Here is a 16,251-nt window from a genome sequence, read left to right as displayed (position 1 = left end):
TTTTTCCGCCCTTCTCGTTTGTGAGGAGGGCTTGTTTTATGGTAAAATGGTCTTATGAATAAAAGAATGAATGAGTTAGTCACCTTACTCAATCGCTATGCGACTGAGTACTATACCAGCGATAATCCGTCGGTTTCAGACAGTGAGTATGACCGCCTTTACCGTGAGTTGGTCGAGTTGGAGTCTGCCTATCCAGATCAAGTATTAGCAGACAGTCCGACCCATCGTGTTGGTGGCAAGGTTTTAGATGGTTTTGAAAAATACAGTCATCAGTATCCTCTTTATAGTTTGCAGGATGCTTTTTCACGTGAGGAGCTTGAAGCTTTTGACGCGCGTGTTCGTAAGGAAGTGGCTCATCCAACCTATATTTGTGAGCTGAAAATCGATGGCTTATCTATCTCGCTGACTTATGAAAAGGGGACTTTAGTTGCTGGGGCAACACGTGGTGATGGTTCTATTGGGGAAAATATCACAGAAAATCTTAAGCGTGTTAAAGACATTCCTTTAACTTTGCCAGAAGAACTAGATATCACAGTTCGTGGGGAATGTTATATGCCACGCGCTTCTTTTGACCAGGTTAATCAAGCTCGCCAAGAAAATGGAGAGCCTGAATTTGCCAATCCCCGTAATGCGGCGGCAGGCACACTACGTCAGCTGGATACAGCAGTAGTTGCCAAGCGCAATCTTGCAACGTTTCTCTATCAAGAAGCCAGCCCGTCAACTCGTGACAGCCAAGAAAAGGTTTTGAAGCACCTAGAACAACTTGGTTTTGTAGTCAATTCTAAACGAATTCTGGCTGAAAGCATGGATGAGATTTGGAATTTTATCCAAGAAGTAGGAGAGGAACGGGAAAATCTGCCTTATGATATTGATGGAGTTGTAATCAAGGTCAATGACCTAGCAAGCCAAGAAGAACTCGGTTTTACCGTCAAGGCTCCAAAGTGGGCAGTAGCCTACAAGTTTCCTGCTGAAGAAAAAGAAGCTCAACTCTTATCAGTTGATTGGACAGTTGGTCGTACCGGTGTTGTAACCCCAACTGCAAATCTGACACCTGTTCAGCTTGCTGGTACAACTGTTAGCCGTGCGACCCTGCACAATGTGGATTATATTGCTGAAAAAGATATTCGCAAAGACGACACGGTCATCGTCTATAAGGCCGGGGACATCATCCCTGCCGTTTTACGTGTGGTAGAGTCCAAACGGGTTTCTGAAGAGAAACTAGATATTCCTACAAACTGTCCAAGTTGTAACTCTGACTTGTTGCACTTTGAAGATGAAGTGGCTCTCCGTTGTATCAATCCGCGTTGCCCTGCTCAAATCATGGAAGGTTTGATCCACTTTGCCTCTCGAGATGCCATGAATATTACAGGCCTTGGACCATCAGTAGTTGAGAAATTATTTGCTGCAGATCTAGTCAAGGATGTGGCAGATATTTACCGTTTGAAAGAAGAAGATTTTCTCCTTTTAGAGGGGGTCAAGGAAAAGTCCGCTTCTAAACTATATCAGGCTATCCAAGCATCTAAGGAAAATTCAGCCGAGAAACTCTTGTTTGGTTTGGGAATTCGTCATGTCGGCAGTAAGGCCAGTCAGCTTTTACTTCAACATTTTCTCTCAATCGAAAATCTGGCTCAGGCAGATCCAGAGGAAGTGGCTAGTATTGAAAGCCTGGGTGGTGTGATTGCCAAGAGTCTTCAGACTTACTTTGCTACAGAAGGCTCTGAAATTCTTCTCAGAGAATTAAAAGAAGCTGGGGTCAATCTGGACTATAAAGGTCAGACAGTAGTAGCGGATGCAGCCTTGTCAGGTTTGACCGTGGTATTGACTGGAAAATTGGAACGTCTCAAGCGCTCAGAAGCCAAAAGTAAACTCGAAAGTCTGGGTGCCAAGGTAACAGGCAGTGTGTCTAAAAAGACCGACCTCGTCGTGGCAGGAGCAGATGCTGGAAGTAAACTTCAAAAGGCACAAGAACTTGGTATTGAGGTTAGAGACGAGGCATGGCTAGAAAGTTTGTAATGATCTTTTAAAAATAGAGTTTAGATAGAATGACAATATTTGTTAATCGGGACAAAATCGGTCAAGAATTTATTAGTGAAACAGAAATAAAATAAAATAAAAAGGAAAAATAAAAATGTATACCTACCCTATGCGCATTCATTACCATCGCAAGAATGGTGAATATGACACTTGCTCTTTTGTAAAAAGCCAGGATCAACGAATTGATTTACTAACTTACCAAGAAGATTATTTTGGTGCCTTATTTAGCTTTGAACACCCAAGTGTTCATCCCTTAGAAAGCTTGAATTTTGTGGTTCATACCGGCCAAATCAGTAAAGAATATGCTATCCGTTTTAATCACTATCCCCTCTTAACAGAGGTCTGGATTTTGGAAGGCGATGATCGGATTTATTACTCTGAAAATCCTGCTATTGCCAGTCCTTTCTATAAAAATCAAAATCCTTTTGCCTTTGATAAGGCCATTAACAGCGCTAGTTTTGACCATCATTGGGGTTACCAAGGGGAATTGGGTTGCCATGTAGAGGACAATCAGGCTCATTTTTCCCTCTGGTCACCAACAGCGACAGCAGTACAGGTTGTGGTTTATGAATCAGCTACTAATGATGCACCTGTTTGGAAGACTTTTGATATGGAGAGAGGCAATCGCTACTCTTATAACCATAAGGACAATACTATTGGTGTCTGGAGTTTGGATGTTGAGGAAGATTTGACTGGTAAGGCTTATCAGTATCAAGTCCAATTCCCTCATCACGAAACACTGACACGTGATCCTTATACAATAGCGACCAGCCCTGATGGCAAACGTTCTGCTATTCTGAGCCATGCAGAAAAACAAGTCGAAAATTTCGAGGTCAAGCATGGTTCTGATGCTGCTTGGCGTTTGGAAAATCCATGTAAGGCAGTTATTTGTGAAATGCATATTCGTGATTTGACCCAATCACCGACCTCAGGTGTGGATGAACATCTTCGAGGAACGTTCTTGGGTGCTGCTCAGACTGGAACGGTTAACCAGTACGGTCAGTCAACTGCTTTTGATCATATCAAGAAGTTGGGCTACAATTATGTTCAGTTGCAACCAATTGCAGACCGTCACAAAGAATACGATGAGGACGGGAATGTAACCTACAACTGGGGTTATGATCCACAAAACTATAACGCACCAGAAACTAGTTTTTCAACTAATCCAGATGATCCAGCTCAGGTCATTCGTGATTTGAAGACCATGGTTCAAGCTTACCACGATGCGGGTATTGGTGTCATTATGGATGTGGTCTATAACCATACCTTTTCAGTTGTTGATGCACCTTTCCAAACAACTGTCCCTGATTACTATTATCGTATGAATCCAGACGGTACCTTCCAGAATGGAACGGGTGTTGGAAATGAAACAGCCAGTGAACACGAAATGTTTCGCAAGTATATGATTGATTCTCTTCTATACTGGGTGCAGGAATACAATATTGACGGATTCCGTTTTGACTTGATGGGGATTCATGATGTCAAGACCATGCAGATGATTCGTCAGAGTTTGGATGAAATTGACCCTAACATTATCCTCTATGGAGAAGGTTGGGATATGGGAACAGGTCTTGCCCCTTATGATAAGGCTAAGAAAGACAACGCCTACGAAATGCCAAACATTGGTTTCTTTAATGACAATCAGCGTGATGCTGTCAAAGGTGGAGAAGTTTACGGTGCAATTAAATCAGGTTTTGTCAGTGGTGCTGCGACAGAGCCAATTCTAGCTAAAGCAATCCTAGGAAGTCGTGAATTAGGAACCTATACACATCCAAATCAGGTGCTTAACTATGTAGAAGCCCATGACAATTACAATCTTCACGATTTATTGGCAACTCTTCATCCAGACCAAAGTTCAGAACAAATCATGCGCAAGGTTGAGACAGCCACAGCCATGAATCTGCTCATGCAAGGAATGGCCTTTATGGAAATCGGTCAAGAATTTGGTCGTACCAAACTGGTTGCGACTGGTGAGAATGGTGAGTTGACCCATGATGATAGAGAGCGTGCGATGAATAGCTATAATGCTCCTGACAGTGTGAACCAAGTCAACTGGGATTTGATCAATGAGCGTCAAGATAGTATTGAGTTTATCCGTCAAGTCATCCGATTGAAGACAAAAACTGGTGCCTTTTCTTACTCTAGCTATGATGAAATTTACCATCATGTCTTTGTGCATTCTGCGATTGAACATAGCGGCTGCCTTATCTATGAAGTTCATGGGAAAGAACACCTCTTGGTTGTTGTGAATGCTAAATCCGAACCCTATCAGTTTGAGAATGCAGGAAATTTAGCCATGTTGGTAACCAATAGTCGTTCAAAAGAAGATAATGTTTTAGATGATATTAGTCTAGCCGTCTTGAGTGTTTTATAAAGACCATCTATCTCGCTATTCTAACACATTATTGGAAGTGAACGAATAGAAAGAGCTTAGCTAACAACTCACTTGTATAGAAAAGTTGATAAATATTTTCATCAAATGTGTAAAATCAGGAAATTGTTTTCCTGGTTTTATTTTTTTGCTATAAAACAATAATAATCATAGAAAAAATCCGAACTTTTTGGTATTATAGTAGAGAAAAGAAAGGCGTTTTCACATTTTTTTGAAAAAATATTGCTTTACAAGTGGACACATCAGTGAATTTGTTGAAGATTTTCAAAATAATTTTAAAGAAGTATAGTAATTTACTTGAATCTTCTCTAAAAAGGTAGTATAATAAAAACATAGAAAACGCTTACAGAAAAGAGGGGGTATTATGGATAAAAGAGAAGCTTTGCGCACCTTTATGACAGGAGAGAATTTTCACCTTCAGCATTATCTAGGAGCACATAAGGAAGAGCTAAATGGAGAGTATGGTTATACTTTCCGTGTTTGGGCACCTAATGCTCAGGCTGTCCACTTGGTGGGGGATTTTACCAACTGGATTGAGGGTCAGATTCCAATGGTAAGAAATGACTTTGGGGTCTGGGAAGTCTTTACCAATATGGCTCAAGAAGGGCATATTTACAAATATCATGTCACACGTCAAAATGGTCATCAACTGATGAAGATTGACCCTTTTGCTGTCAGATATGAGGCGCGTCCAGGAACAGGGGCAATCGTAACAGAGCTTCCTGAGAAGAAATGGAGGGATGGACTTTGGCTGGCACGAAGAAAACGTTGGGGCTTTGCTGAACGTCCTGTCAATATCTATGAAGTTCACGCTGGCTCATGGAAAAGAAATCCTGATGGTAGTCCTTATAGTTTTGCCCAGCTCAAGGATGAACTCATTCCTTATCTCGTTGAAATGAACTATACTCATATTGAGTTTATGCCCTTGATGTCCCACCCTTTGGGGTTGAGTTGGGGTTATCAGCTTATGGGTTACTTCGCTTTAGAGCATGCTTATGGTAGACCAGAGGAGTTTCAAGATTTTGTCGAGGAGTGTCATATCCATAATATTGGGGTTATCGTAGACTGGGTACCAGGTCACTTTACCATCAATGATGATGCCTTAGCCTATTATGATGGGACACCGACTTTTGAGTACCAAGACCATAATAAGGCTCATAACTATGGTTGGGGCGCTCTCAATTTTGACCTTGGAAAAAATGAAGTCCAGTCCTTCTTGATTTCTTGTATTAAGCATTGGATCGATGTCTATCATTTGGATGGTATTCGTGTGGATGCTGTTAGCAACATGCTCTATTTGGACTATGATGATGCTCCATGGACACCTAACAAAGATGGGGGAAATCTCAACTATGAAGGTTATTATTTCCTTCAACGCTTGAATGACATTATTAAGTTAGAATATCCAGATGTGATGATGATTGCAGAAGAAAGTTCGTCTGCAACCAAGATTACGGGAATGAAAGAGCTTGGTGGTCTAGGATTTGACTACAAATGGAATATGGGCTGGATGAATGATATCCTCCGTTTCTACGAAGAAGACCCAATTTACCGTAAGTATGACTTTAATTTGGTGACTTTCAGCTTTATGTATGTTTTCAATGAAAACTATCTCTTACCATTCTCGCACGATGAAGTGGTTCATGGCAAGAAGAGTATGATGCATAAGATGTGGGGAGATCGTTACAATCAATTTGCAGGTTTGCGCAATCTCTACACTTACCAAATTTGTCACCCTGGTAAGAAATTGCTCTTCATGGGTAGCGAATATGGTCAATTCCTAGAATGGAAATCTGAAGAACAGTTGGAATGGTCTAACCTAGAAGACCCAATGAATGCTAAGATGAAGTATTTCACTTCTCAGCTAAACCAGTTTTACAAAGACAACCGCTGTTTGTGGGAAATTGATACCAGCTATGATGGTATTGAAATCATTGATGCGGATAATCGAGACCAGAGTGTTCTTTCCTTCATCCGTAAGGGTAAGAAGGGCGACATGCTAGTCTGCGTCTTTAATATGGCACCTGTTGAACGAAAAGATTTTACAATCGGTCTGCCTGTTGCAGGGATTTATGAAGAAGTCTGGAATACTGAGTTAGAAGAGTGGGGAGGCGTTTGGAAAGAACATAATCAAACTGTTCAAACGCAAGAAGGACTATGGAAAGATTATGAGCAGACCTTAACCTTTACCCTACCGGCTATGGGGGCTAGTGTCTGGAAAATCAAACGTCGCTTGAAATCTGCAAAAACCGTCACAAGTAAAAACCAAAAAGGAGTAGAAAATGAAGAATGAAATGTTAGCTTTGATTCTTGCTGGTGGGCAAGGAACTCGTCTCGGTAAACTCACTCAAAGCATCGCAAAACCAGCTGTGCAATTTGGTGGGCGCTACCGTATCATTGACTTTGCCCTTTCAAACTGTGCCAACTCAGGGATTCACAATGTTGGAGTCATTACACAGTACCAGCCACTTGCTCTCAACAATCATATTGGGAATGGTTCAAGCTGGGGACTAGATGGTATTAATTCTGGTGTTTCTATTCTCCAACCTTATTCTGCCAGTGAAGGAAATCGTTGGTTTGAGGGGACTAGTCACGCTATTTACCAAAATATCGACTATATCGACAGTGTCAATCCTGAGTATGTCTTGATTTTGTCTGGGGATCACATCTACAAAATGGACTATGATGATATGCTCCAGTCTCATAAGGATAATAATGCCAGCTTGACAGTAGCAGTTTTAGACGTCCCTCTTAAAGAAGCAAGCCGTTTTGGTATCATGAATACTGATGCCAACAATCGTATTGTTGAATTTGAAGAAAAACCAGCTCAACCTAAATCTACAAAAGCTTCTATGGGAATCTACATTTTTGATTGGCAACGCCTTCGTAATATGTTAGTCGCTGCTGAAAAGAGCAATGTAGATATGTCAGACTTTGGTAAAAATGTCATTCCAAATTACCTTGAGTCAGGTGAAAGTGTTTATGCTTACGAATTTAGTGGTTATTGGAAAGACGTCGGTACGATTGAGTCACTTTGGGAAGCGAACATGGAGTACATTTCTCCAGAAAATGCCTTGGATAGCCGTAACCGTCAATGGAAGATTTACTCAAGAAACTTAATTTCACCACCAAACTTCCTTGGGGCAAATGCTGATGTGGAAGACTCATTAGTTGTAGACGGATGTTTCGTTGATGGAACTGTTAAACATTCTATCCTTTCAACAGGCGCGCAAGTTCGCGAAGGGGCAGAAGTTGTTGATTCAGTTATCATGAGTGGAGCTATCATTGGTCAAGGAGCTAAGATTAAACGTGCCATTATTGGTGAAGGTGCGATTATTTCTGACGGTGTCGAAATTGATGGAACAGAAGAAGTACAAGTTGTAGGATATGATGAAGTAGTGGGGGTAGCAACAGATGAAGATTGATAAATATTCTGCCATTTTAGGAAATACAGTTGGTTTTCATGATATGTCGACATTGACGGACCATCGTCCAGTAGCAAGTTTGCCATTTGGTGGGAAATATCGTTTGATTGACTTCCCACTTTCAAGCCTTGCTAATGCAGGTGTTCGTAGTGTCTTTGGTATTTTCCAGCAGGATAATATCAGCTCAGTCTTTGATCATATTCGTTCAGGACGCGAGTGGGGCTTATCAACCCTTCTTAGCCATTACTATCTAGGAATTTACAATACCCGTGTAGAAAGTAGCACAGTTGGAAAAGAATACTACCAGCAGCTTCTTACTTATTTGAAACGTTCTGGGTCAAACCAAACAGTTGCCCTCAACTGTGATGTTTTGATTAACATTGATTTGAACCAAGTTTTCCACCTACATAGTACAACAAAAGGGCCTATCACTGTAGTTTATAAAAAACTAGCTAAGAAAGATATTTCAGAAGTAAATGCAATCTTAGAAGTGGATGAAACAGACCATGTTCTTTCTCATAAACTCTTTGATAGCAAGTCAACAGCTGAAACGTTCAATATGTCTACAGATATCTTTGTCGTTGATACACCGTGGTTGATTGAACGCTTGGAAGAAGAAGCTAAAAAAGAACATCCAGAGAAGTTGCGTTATGTTTTACGGGATTTGGCTGCAAAAGAGGGAGCTTTCGCCTACGAGTATACAGGCTACCTTGCAAATATTCACTCTGTAGAGTCTTATTACCAAGCTAATAAAGATATGCTTGAATCGCAAAAATTCTATTCTCTTTTCTCACCAAACCAAAAGATTTATACAAAGGTCAAAAACGAAGAGCCAACTTATTATGCTAATACATCTAAGGTAAGCACTTCTCAGTTTGCGTCTGGTAGTATCATTGAAGGTCAAGTGACTAATTCTGTTCTATCACGTAATATTCATGTCCATAAGGATAGCTTGGTTAAAGATAGCCTGCTCTTCCCTCGTGTTGTTATTGGAGAAGGAGCTCAGGTTGAATATGCTATCTTGGACAAGGGTGTTGAAGTTGAGCCTGGTATTGTGATTCGAGGAACTGCAGAACATCCAGTTGTCGTTAAGAAAGGTAGCAAAGTAACAGAGGATATTCATTCATGAAAATTTTATTTGTAGCAGCAGAGGGTGCACCCTTTTCAAAAACAGGTGGTCTGGGAGACGTCATTGGCGCTCTTCCTAAATCACTGGTAAAAGCTGGGCACGAAGTTGCAGTGATTTTACCCTACTATGACATGGTAGAGGCTAAATTTGGAAATCAGATTGAAGATGTGCTTCATTTTGAGGTGAGTGTTGGTTGGCGCAGACAGTACTGTGGGATTAAGAAAACCGTCTTAAACGGTGTAACCTTCTACTTTATTGACAGCCAATATTATTTCTTCCGTGGTCATGTTTACGGTGATTTTGATGACGGAGAGCGCTTTGCCTTTTTCCAACTGGCTGCCATTGAGGCTATGGAAAGGATTGACTTTATTCCTGACCTTCTCCATGTTCATGACTACCATACAGCCATGATACCTTTCTTGTTAAAGGAAAAATACCGTTGGATTCAAGCCTATCAAGGTATTAAAACTGTTTTAACCATTCATAATTTGGAATTCCAAGGACAATTTTCAGAAGGAATGTTATGGGATTTGTTTGGAGTTGGTTTTGAACGTTATGCTGATGGTACCCTTCGCTGGAACAACTGTCTGAACTGGATGAAGGCAGGTATTCTCTATGCGGATCGTGTTTCAACCGTTTCACCTAGTTATGCTCATGAAATTATGACCAGTCAGTTCGGATGTAACTTGGATCAAATTCTTCGAATGGAGTCTGGCAAGGTGTCTGGTATCGTGAACGGGATTGATGCTGATCTTTATAATCCTCAGACGGATGCCCTTTTAGACTATCATTTTAATCAGGAAGATTTGTCTGGGAAAGCCCAAAACAAGGTAAAATTGCAAGAAAGAGTTGGCTTGCCAGTTAGAGCTGACGTTCCGCTGGTGGGAATTGTTTCTCGTTTGACACGTCAAAAAGGTTTTGATGTGGTGGTCGAAAGTCTTCACCATATCTTGCAAAATGATGTCCAGATTGTTCTTTTGGGAACTGGAGATCCAGCCTTTGAAGGAGCTTTCTCATGGTTTGCTCAAATCTACCCAGACAAGCTATCAGCAAATATCACTTTTGATGTCAAACTAGCTCAAGAAATCTACGCCGCTTGTGATCTCTTCCTCATGCCAAGTCGTTTTGAACCGTGTGGCTTGTCTCAAATGATGGCGATGCGTTACGGAACCTTGCCATTGGTTCATGAAGTTGGTGGCTTGCGAGATACCGTTCGTGCTTTCAATCCAATCGAAGGAAGCGGTACTGGCTTTAGCTTCGACAATCTATCTCCTTACTGGTTAAATTGGACTTTCCAAACAGCATTGGACTTGTATAGAAACCATCCTGATGTTTGGAGAAACCTACAAAAACAAGCTATGGCGTGTGATTTCTCATGGGATACAGCCTGCAGGTCATACCTTGACTTGTACCATAGTTTAGTTAATTAATAGATAAAATCGTATGATGACTTCATACGATTTTTAGGCTGTTTAGAGAGGAGAACTGATGTCTCAAGTAAAAGGCTTGTGTGTTATGGATGTGGATGGAACCTTAATCCTAGAAGAAGTGATTGATTTATTGGGAAGAGAGGCAGCTTGTGAGGAGGAAATTGCGCAGCTTACAAGTCAGGCAATGCGAGGAGAGTTGGACTTTGAAAGCAGTTTACGAGACAGAGTGTCCTTCTTGGAAGGTCTTCCTGTTTCGGTTTTTGATAAAGTCTTCAACACTATTCATCTATCGCCAAATGCCCAAGAATTCATCTCCATTCTCCAAAAGAATGGTATCCTAGTTGGTCTGGTGTCCGGTGGCTTTACACCAATAGTTGAAAGATTGGCAAAATCTCTTGGAATTGCCTATTTCTCTGCCAACCAACTTGAAGTCAAAGGTGGCTTTCTAACAGGGAAATTAGTTGGACAAATTATTAGTCCCGAGGTTAAAAAAGAGACTATGGAACAATGGAGAGAGGAACTAAAACTTTCTAAAGAAAGAACGATTGCAATCGGTGATGGGGCCAATGATTTATTGATGTTGAAGTCAGCGGGACTAGGAATCGCCTTTTGTGCAAAAGAAGTACTCAAAAAAGAAATACCAAATCATGTTGACAAGAGGGATTTTTTAGAAGTTCTACCTTTGATTGACTGTTTAGAATGAGGGAAAATATGAAGATTGTAATTGCACCAGATTCGTTTAAGGAAAGCTTGTCTGCTCAACAGGTGGCTGAAGCTATTAAAAGAGGTTTCCAACAATCGATAGCAGATGTAGAATATCTCCTCTGCCCTGTTGGTGATGGGGGAGAAGGTACTGTAGATGCTATCCGACATTCTCTTGACCTAGAAGAAAAATGGATCCAAGTGACAGGCCCTTTTGGCCAAAAAGAAGCCATGCGCTATTTTCAAAAAGGGAAACTGGCACTATTTGAAGTTGCTGATTTGGTTGGCCTTGGAAAAATTCCGATAGAGAAACGAAATCCACTTCAAATCCAAACTCGTGGTATCGGAGAGTTGATTCGCCATCTCATTGCTCAAGGGATTAAAGAAATCTATATCGGCGTTGGTGGCACGGCCAGTAATGACGGAGGAATTGGGATCGCTGCTGGTTTAGGTTATCGATTTTATGATAAGGATGGAAATGTCTTGCCTGCATGCGGTCAATCCTTACTAAAATTAGCTTCTGTTTCAACAGAAAATCGCTATGAACTTCCTGAAGATGTGCAAATTCATATTTTAGCAGATGTTGTGAGTCCCTTATGTGGTCATCAAGGTGCGACCTACATTTTTGGCAAACAAAAAGGCCTAGATCCTGCTATGTTTGCAGTCGTAGATCAAGCGATCCAAGATTTTTATGAAAAAGTCTCACCTGCAACATTAGAAATTAAAGGAGCAGGAGCTGGTGGAGGCCTTGCTGCTGGTTTGTGTGCCTTTGCTCAGGCAAATATCGTGTCTGGAATTGATACCTGTTTAGATTTGATTGATTTTGATAAGAAAGTTGCATATGCTGACTTGGTTATCGTCGGCGAAGGTAGACTGGACAGTCAAAGCTTTGCTGGGAAAGCGCCGATAGGCGTAGCAAAAAGAACCCCTGTCGGAGTTCCTGTCATTGCTATTTGTGGTAGTCTTGCTGAAGATTTACCTCCCTTACCATTTGAAAATATCCAAGCTGCCTTTTCTATTTTGGAGAAAAGTGAACCTTTAGAAGATAGTTTGAAAAATGCCCGCCTCTATCTGGAGCGCACGGCAGCCAATATCGGGTACTTATTAAATATGCACAAGATTTAGCCAAACCATTTCTTCCAGAAGGATGTTTTGGTTGGTTCTTCCTTTTTAACTTCCCAAAGCTTTGGAAAAGCAAGTCGAAGGTTCTTTTCTTCTACTTGTACTGGTGCATTGCTATGGATAATCAGACCGAAAGGAGAAGAAGTATGTTCCTCAGATACTATGGTGGCTTGACTATCAGTTTCTTTTGCTTCTTTCAAGTAGAAAACTTGTTTGTCAAATTCGATAGTTGGTGAAATCTTTATAAATAGTGGCTCTGCTTTTTCCTGAAGATTTTCTAAAATAGATAAAAAACCTTTTTCTAACTGAGGGCTATTTGCTGTGTCAATATCTGCATATCCAAGAACTCTTTCCTCAAAGGTACCAAGATAGCGTCTTTGCTCATCAGGATTTAGTTTTGGCCCACCATGAGCTTTTTCAAGTAATTGTTTTGATAAATCTGTCATGAAAACAGTATATCATAAAAGTTAGAATAAAACAGACAAAAGAAAGCGATTACTTTATAAAGTTAAGGAAAATTTGCACAAAGATAACGTTTTTTCTTGAAAAAGGAGGGCTTTTAAGGTATTATAGAGGTGTAAAAAATTTAACTCATAAGGAGAGTAAAAAATGTCAATTATTACTGATGTTTACGCTCGCGAAGTCCTAGACTCACGCGGTAACCCAACACTTGAAGTAGAAGTTTACACTGAATCAGGTGCTTTCGGACGTGGTATGGTTCCATCAGGAGCTTCTACTGGTGAACACGAAGCAGTTGAACTTCGCGACGGTGACAAATCTCGTTACGGTGGTCTTGGTACACAAAAAGCTGTTGACAACGTAAACAACATCATTGCTGAAGCTATTATTGGCTACGATGTACGTGATCAACAAGCTATCGACCGTGCTATGATCGCTCTTGACGGTACTCCTAACAAAGGTAAATTGGGTGCGAATGCAATCCTTGGTGTGTCTATCGCTGTAGCTCGTGCTGCCGCTGACTACCTTGAAATCCCACTTTACAGCTACCTTGGTGGATTCAACACTAAAGTTCTTCCAACTCCAATGATGAACATCATCAACGGTGGTTCTCACTCTGACGCTCCAATCGCTTTCCAAGAATTCATGATTGTACCTGCTGGTGCGCCATCATTCAAAGAAGCTCTTCGTTGGGGTGCTGAAATCTTCCATGCTCTTAAGAAAATCCTTAAATCTCGTGGTTTGGAAACAGCCGTAGGTGACGAAGGTGGATTCGCTCCTCGTTTCGAAGGAACTGAAGACGGAGTTGAAACTATCCTTGCTGCTATCGAAGCTGCTGGATATGTTCCTGGTAAAGACGTATTTATCGGATTTGACTGTGCTTCATCAGAATTCTACGATAAAGAACGTAAAGTTTACGACTACACTAAATTCGAAGGTGAAGGAGCAGCTGTACGTACTGCTGCAGAACAAATCGACTACCTTGAAGAATTGGTAAACAAATACCCAATCATCACTATCGAAGATGGTATGGATGAAAATGACTGGGATGGTTGGAAAGCTCTTACTGAACGTCTTGGTAAGAAAGTACAACTTGTTGGTGACGACTTCTTCGTAACAAACACTGACTACCTTGCACGTGGTATCCAAGAAGGTGCTGCTAACTCAATCCTTATCAAAGTTAACCAAATCGGTACTCTTACTGAAACTTTTGAAGCTATCGAAATGGCTAAAGAAGCTGGTTACACTGCCGTTGTATCACACCGTTCAGGTGAAACTGAAGATTCAACAATCGCTGACATCGCAGTTGCAACTAACGCAGGACAAATCAAAACTGGTTCACTTTCACGTACAGACCGTATCGCTAAATACAACCAATTGCTTCGCATCGAAGACCAACTTGGTGAAGTAGCTGAATACCGTGGATTGAAATCATTCTACAATCTTAAGAAATAATCGTTGATTTAACAACGTTTCTAGCCCCTCGGAATTTATCCGAAGGGCTATTTTTGTATTTAGGGGGCAAAAAAGGGGCAAAACTTTTGAAAAAATCTTTTTCATAACTTTATCCAGTAGTACATTGATTGCTTCATCTTTCATGTTCTTTGTGACGTGGGTGTAGATGGAAGTAGTGACTTCAGAGTCGGAATGACCAACCCTGTCCATGATTGTTTTTAGCGGAATTTTATTTTCAGCTAAAATGCTAATAGTTGTATGTCTGAAGATGTGAGGGGACAGATGTTTGGGGATTGGTTTTTTAAGGCGTTCGTTTGTTTGATGGAGAGATTTACTTAGAATAGAACTATGGATTGGCCTACCAATGTTTGTGACGAATATACGAGTGCTCTTGTACCAATTTGGGTCAGTATTTTCACTGAGCTGGTTCAGTTCAATCATTTTGTCTAGTATCTCAATTTCTCTTTTAGTTAAGTGGGTAGTTCGAAAGCTTGCAAAAGTCTTAGTACCGTCATCATCTGGAATGTATCGATTGAATGTAGTATGGATATCCAATGTCTGCCTATCTTTGTGATATTTATCTAACATAAGACTAGCCAATATCTCCAAACAATTGAGGAGGATAGAATTTTAATTAGTAGCTGACTAGTCCTTGTGTTATCTTGCTATATCGTGCAGAAATATTTCTATGTACAGGGTTCTAATACCTATATTTTTGACAATAATATAAGAAAATAGTATACTAAATAGACAGTCATTTATTGTAGTGATAACGGTTAGGAGAAAATAGTGTTAAAACGTATTTTAAATATAGCATTAGCTTATGTCGGTGTTGTTATTGGTGCTGGACTATCTTCAGGCCAAGATTTAATGCAATACTTTGTTAGTTTTGGTAAATGGGGTATCATTGGAACGATTGTTCTTGGAATCATAAGTATTATTTTTGGTAAAATTATCATTACTTTAGGAAGTTATTTCCGTTCAAATGATCATTTTGAAGTTCTTTCCCAAATTGCCGGGCCTATTACTAATAAGATTCTTGATTTTGCTTTAATTGTTTCCTGCTTTGTAATTGGTTTTGTTATGATTGCTGGGGCTGGTTCAAATCTTAACCAACAATTTGGTTTGCCATTTTGGTTGGGAGGATTGATTTGTGCTATCTTGGTCATTATTGTCAGTTTTCTTAATTTTGAAAAGATTACCAGCGTTCTTGGGATATTTACTCCTTTGGTCTTTGTCATGATTATCATTATGGCAGTCCATACGTTCGTAGGGAAAAGTTTTGATTTTGAAGAGTTAGAAGCAATCACAGCTACACTTTCTTCTCCAATGCCCAATGTATGGGTTTCTTTACTAAATTATTTCGCACTAACTGTTATGACTGGTGTATCCATGGCATTTGTCCTAGGAGGTTCTGTCATGAGAATTGGTGTTGCGGAAAAAAGTGGTCTCTTAGGTGGACTTGTAGTTAGTTTGATTATTACCGTAGCAACTGGTATTTTATACGCCAATATAAAACTTGTTTCAACTGTTGATATTCCTATGTTAACAATTGCGGAGCAGATTCATCCTCTATTTTCTTTGCTGTATGCTCTAATTATTTTTGGACTTATTTTTAATACAGCTTTCAGTTTATTTTATGCCTTGGCAAAACGTTTCTCTTCAAACAAACCTAAGCGATTTTACCCTATTCTAATCGCTACGGTCGCTATAGGATATGGTTTATCTTTTATGGGGTTTAAAGAATTGGTATCTATTATGTATCCTCTTTTAGGTTATGTCGGTTGTCTAATGCTGGTCATTTTAGCAGTGGCATGGATAAAAGAAAGAGGAAACATCAAAGGGGAAAAATCTTTACGACGAAAGATGATTCGATTGATAACCAAAAAATATGACGATGACCAAGAATATACTATTAGAGATAAAGCGACATTTCACCAACTCGGTGAAGATTCTATTATAGATACTAAAAGTATCAAAAGTGATATCAAGGATTTGGTAAAAGAACAGTTTGTTGATGATGATACAAAACATGATGGAAGCGTCTTATCTTAAATGATAATAAAGTTGGAGAAAAATCTTAACAAAGAGGAAAGCGCATCT

At 40.1% G+C, this 16,251-nt stretch carries 11 protein-coding genes and 1 pseudogene; 10 read left to right on the top strand and 2 right to left on the bottom strand.

The window, feature by feature from the left end:
* Nucleotides 1–54: 54 nt before the first annotated feature.
* The 8 genes from ligA to OC530_RS00590 all read left to right on the top strand — a co-directional run bounded on the left by ligA (nt 55) and on the right by OC530_RS00590 (nt 12,237).
* Nucleotides 55–2,013, top strand: a complete 1,959-nt coding sequence (gene ligA / locus OC530_RS00625) for an NAD-dependent DNA ligase LigA (protein ID WP_262078614.1) — start codon at nt 55–57, stop codon at nt 2,011–2,013.
* Nucleotides 2,014–2,128: 115 nt separating this feature from the next.
* Nucleotides 2,129–4,408, top strand: a complete 2,280-nt coding sequence (gene pulA, locus OC530_RS00620; protein WP_050971579.1) for a type I pullulanase — start codon at nt 2,129–2,131, stop codon at nt 4,406–4,408.
* Between the two features lie 382 nt (nt 4,409–4,790).
* Complete coding sequence (glgB, locus tag OC530_RS00615; protein WP_262078611.1) at nt 4,791–6,719, top strand: 1,4-alpha-glucan branching protein GlgB; 1,929 nt, start codon at nt 4,791–4,793, stop codon at nt 6,717–6,719.
* Nucleotides 6,709–7,851 carry a glucose-1-phosphate adenylyltransferase gene (locus OC530_RS00610; RefSeq protein ID WP_023936814.1) on the top strand — a complete coding sequence of 381 codons (1,143 nt, stop codon included), beginning with the start codon at nt 6,709–6,711 and terminating at the stop codon, nt 7,849–7,851. The genes glgB and OC530_RS00610 overlap by 11 nt, the downstream gene beginning before the upstream one ends.
* Nucleotides 7,841–8,980, top strand: a complete 1,140-nt coding sequence (gene glgD, locus OC530_RS00605; RefSeq protein ID WP_261085783.1) for a glucose-1-phosphate adenylyltransferase subunit GlgD — start codon at nt 7,841–7,843, stop codon at nt 8,978–8,980. Before OC530_RS00610 ends, glgD begins: the two co-directional genes overlap by 11 nt.
* Nucleotides 8,977–10,410, top strand: a complete 1,434-nt coding sequence (gene glgA, locus OC530_RS00600) for a glycogen synthase GlgA (RefSeq protein WP_262078608.1) — start codon at nt 8,977–8,979, stop codon at nt 10,408–10,410. Before glgD ends, glgA begins: the two co-directional genes overlap by 4 nt.
* A gap of 58 nt (nt 10,411–10,468) precedes the next feature.
* Nucleotides 10,469–11,113, top strand: a complete 645-nt coding sequence (gene serB, locus OC530_RS00595; protein WP_023936809.1) for a phosphoserine phosphatase SerB — start codon at nt 10,469–10,471, stop codon at nt 11,111–11,113.
* 8 nt (nt 11,114–11,121) lie between these two features.
* The gene (locus OC530_RS00590) at nt 11,122–12,237 is read left to right on the top strand and encodes a glycerate kinase (protein ID WP_173278690.1); all 1,116 of its coding nucleotides are present in this window, start codon (nt 11,122–11,124) and stop codon (nt 12,235–12,237) included.
* On the opposite strand, the gene OC530_RS00585 is transcribed toward OC530_RS00590, so the two are convergent.
* Nucleotides 12,234–12,680: a DUF1694 domain-containing protein gene (locus OC530_RS00585; protein ID WP_173278689.1), complete on the bottom strand. Its 447-nt coding sequence runs from the start codon at nt 12,678–12,680 to the stop codon at nt 12,234–12,236. The genes OC530_RS00590 and OC530_RS00585 overlap by 4 nt on opposite strands.
* 163 nt (nt 12,681–12,843) lie before the next feature.
* On the opposite strand from OC530_RS00585, the gene eno reads away from it, so the two are divergent.
* Nucleotides 12,844–14,148 (top strand): surface-displayed alpha-enolase, encoded by a 1,305-nt coding sequence (gene eno / locus OC530_RS00580; protein ID WP_050200935.1) that lies wholly within the window; start codon nt 12,844–12,846, stop codon nt 14,146–14,148.
* 90 nt (nt 14,149–14,238) lie between these two features.
* Here eno and OC530_RS00575 read toward each other — a convergent pair.
* Nucleotides 14,239–14,580: pseudogene (locus tag OC530_RS00575) on the bottom strand (tyrosine-type recombinase/integrase); the annotation flags it as partial.
* A 357-nt stretch (nt 14,581–14,937) separates the two neighbouring features.
* Between OC530_RS00575 and OC530_RS00570 the strand changes: the two are divergent.
* Nucleotides 14,938–16,203 (top strand): hypothetical protein, encoded by a 1,266-nt coding sequence (locus OC530_RS00570; RefSeq protein ID WP_262078603.1) that lies wholly within the window; start codon nt 14,938–14,940, stop codon nt 16,201–16,203.
* The last annotated feature ends 48 nt before the right edge of the window (nt 16,204–16,251 follow it).

It is taken from the genome of Streptococcus sp. Marseille-Q5619, from assembly GCF_946901205.1.
Lineage (GTDB): Bacteria > Bacillota > Bacilli > Lactobacillales > Streptococcaceae > Streptococcus.
This window is presented reverse-complemented; position numbering and strand designations above follow the sequence as displayed.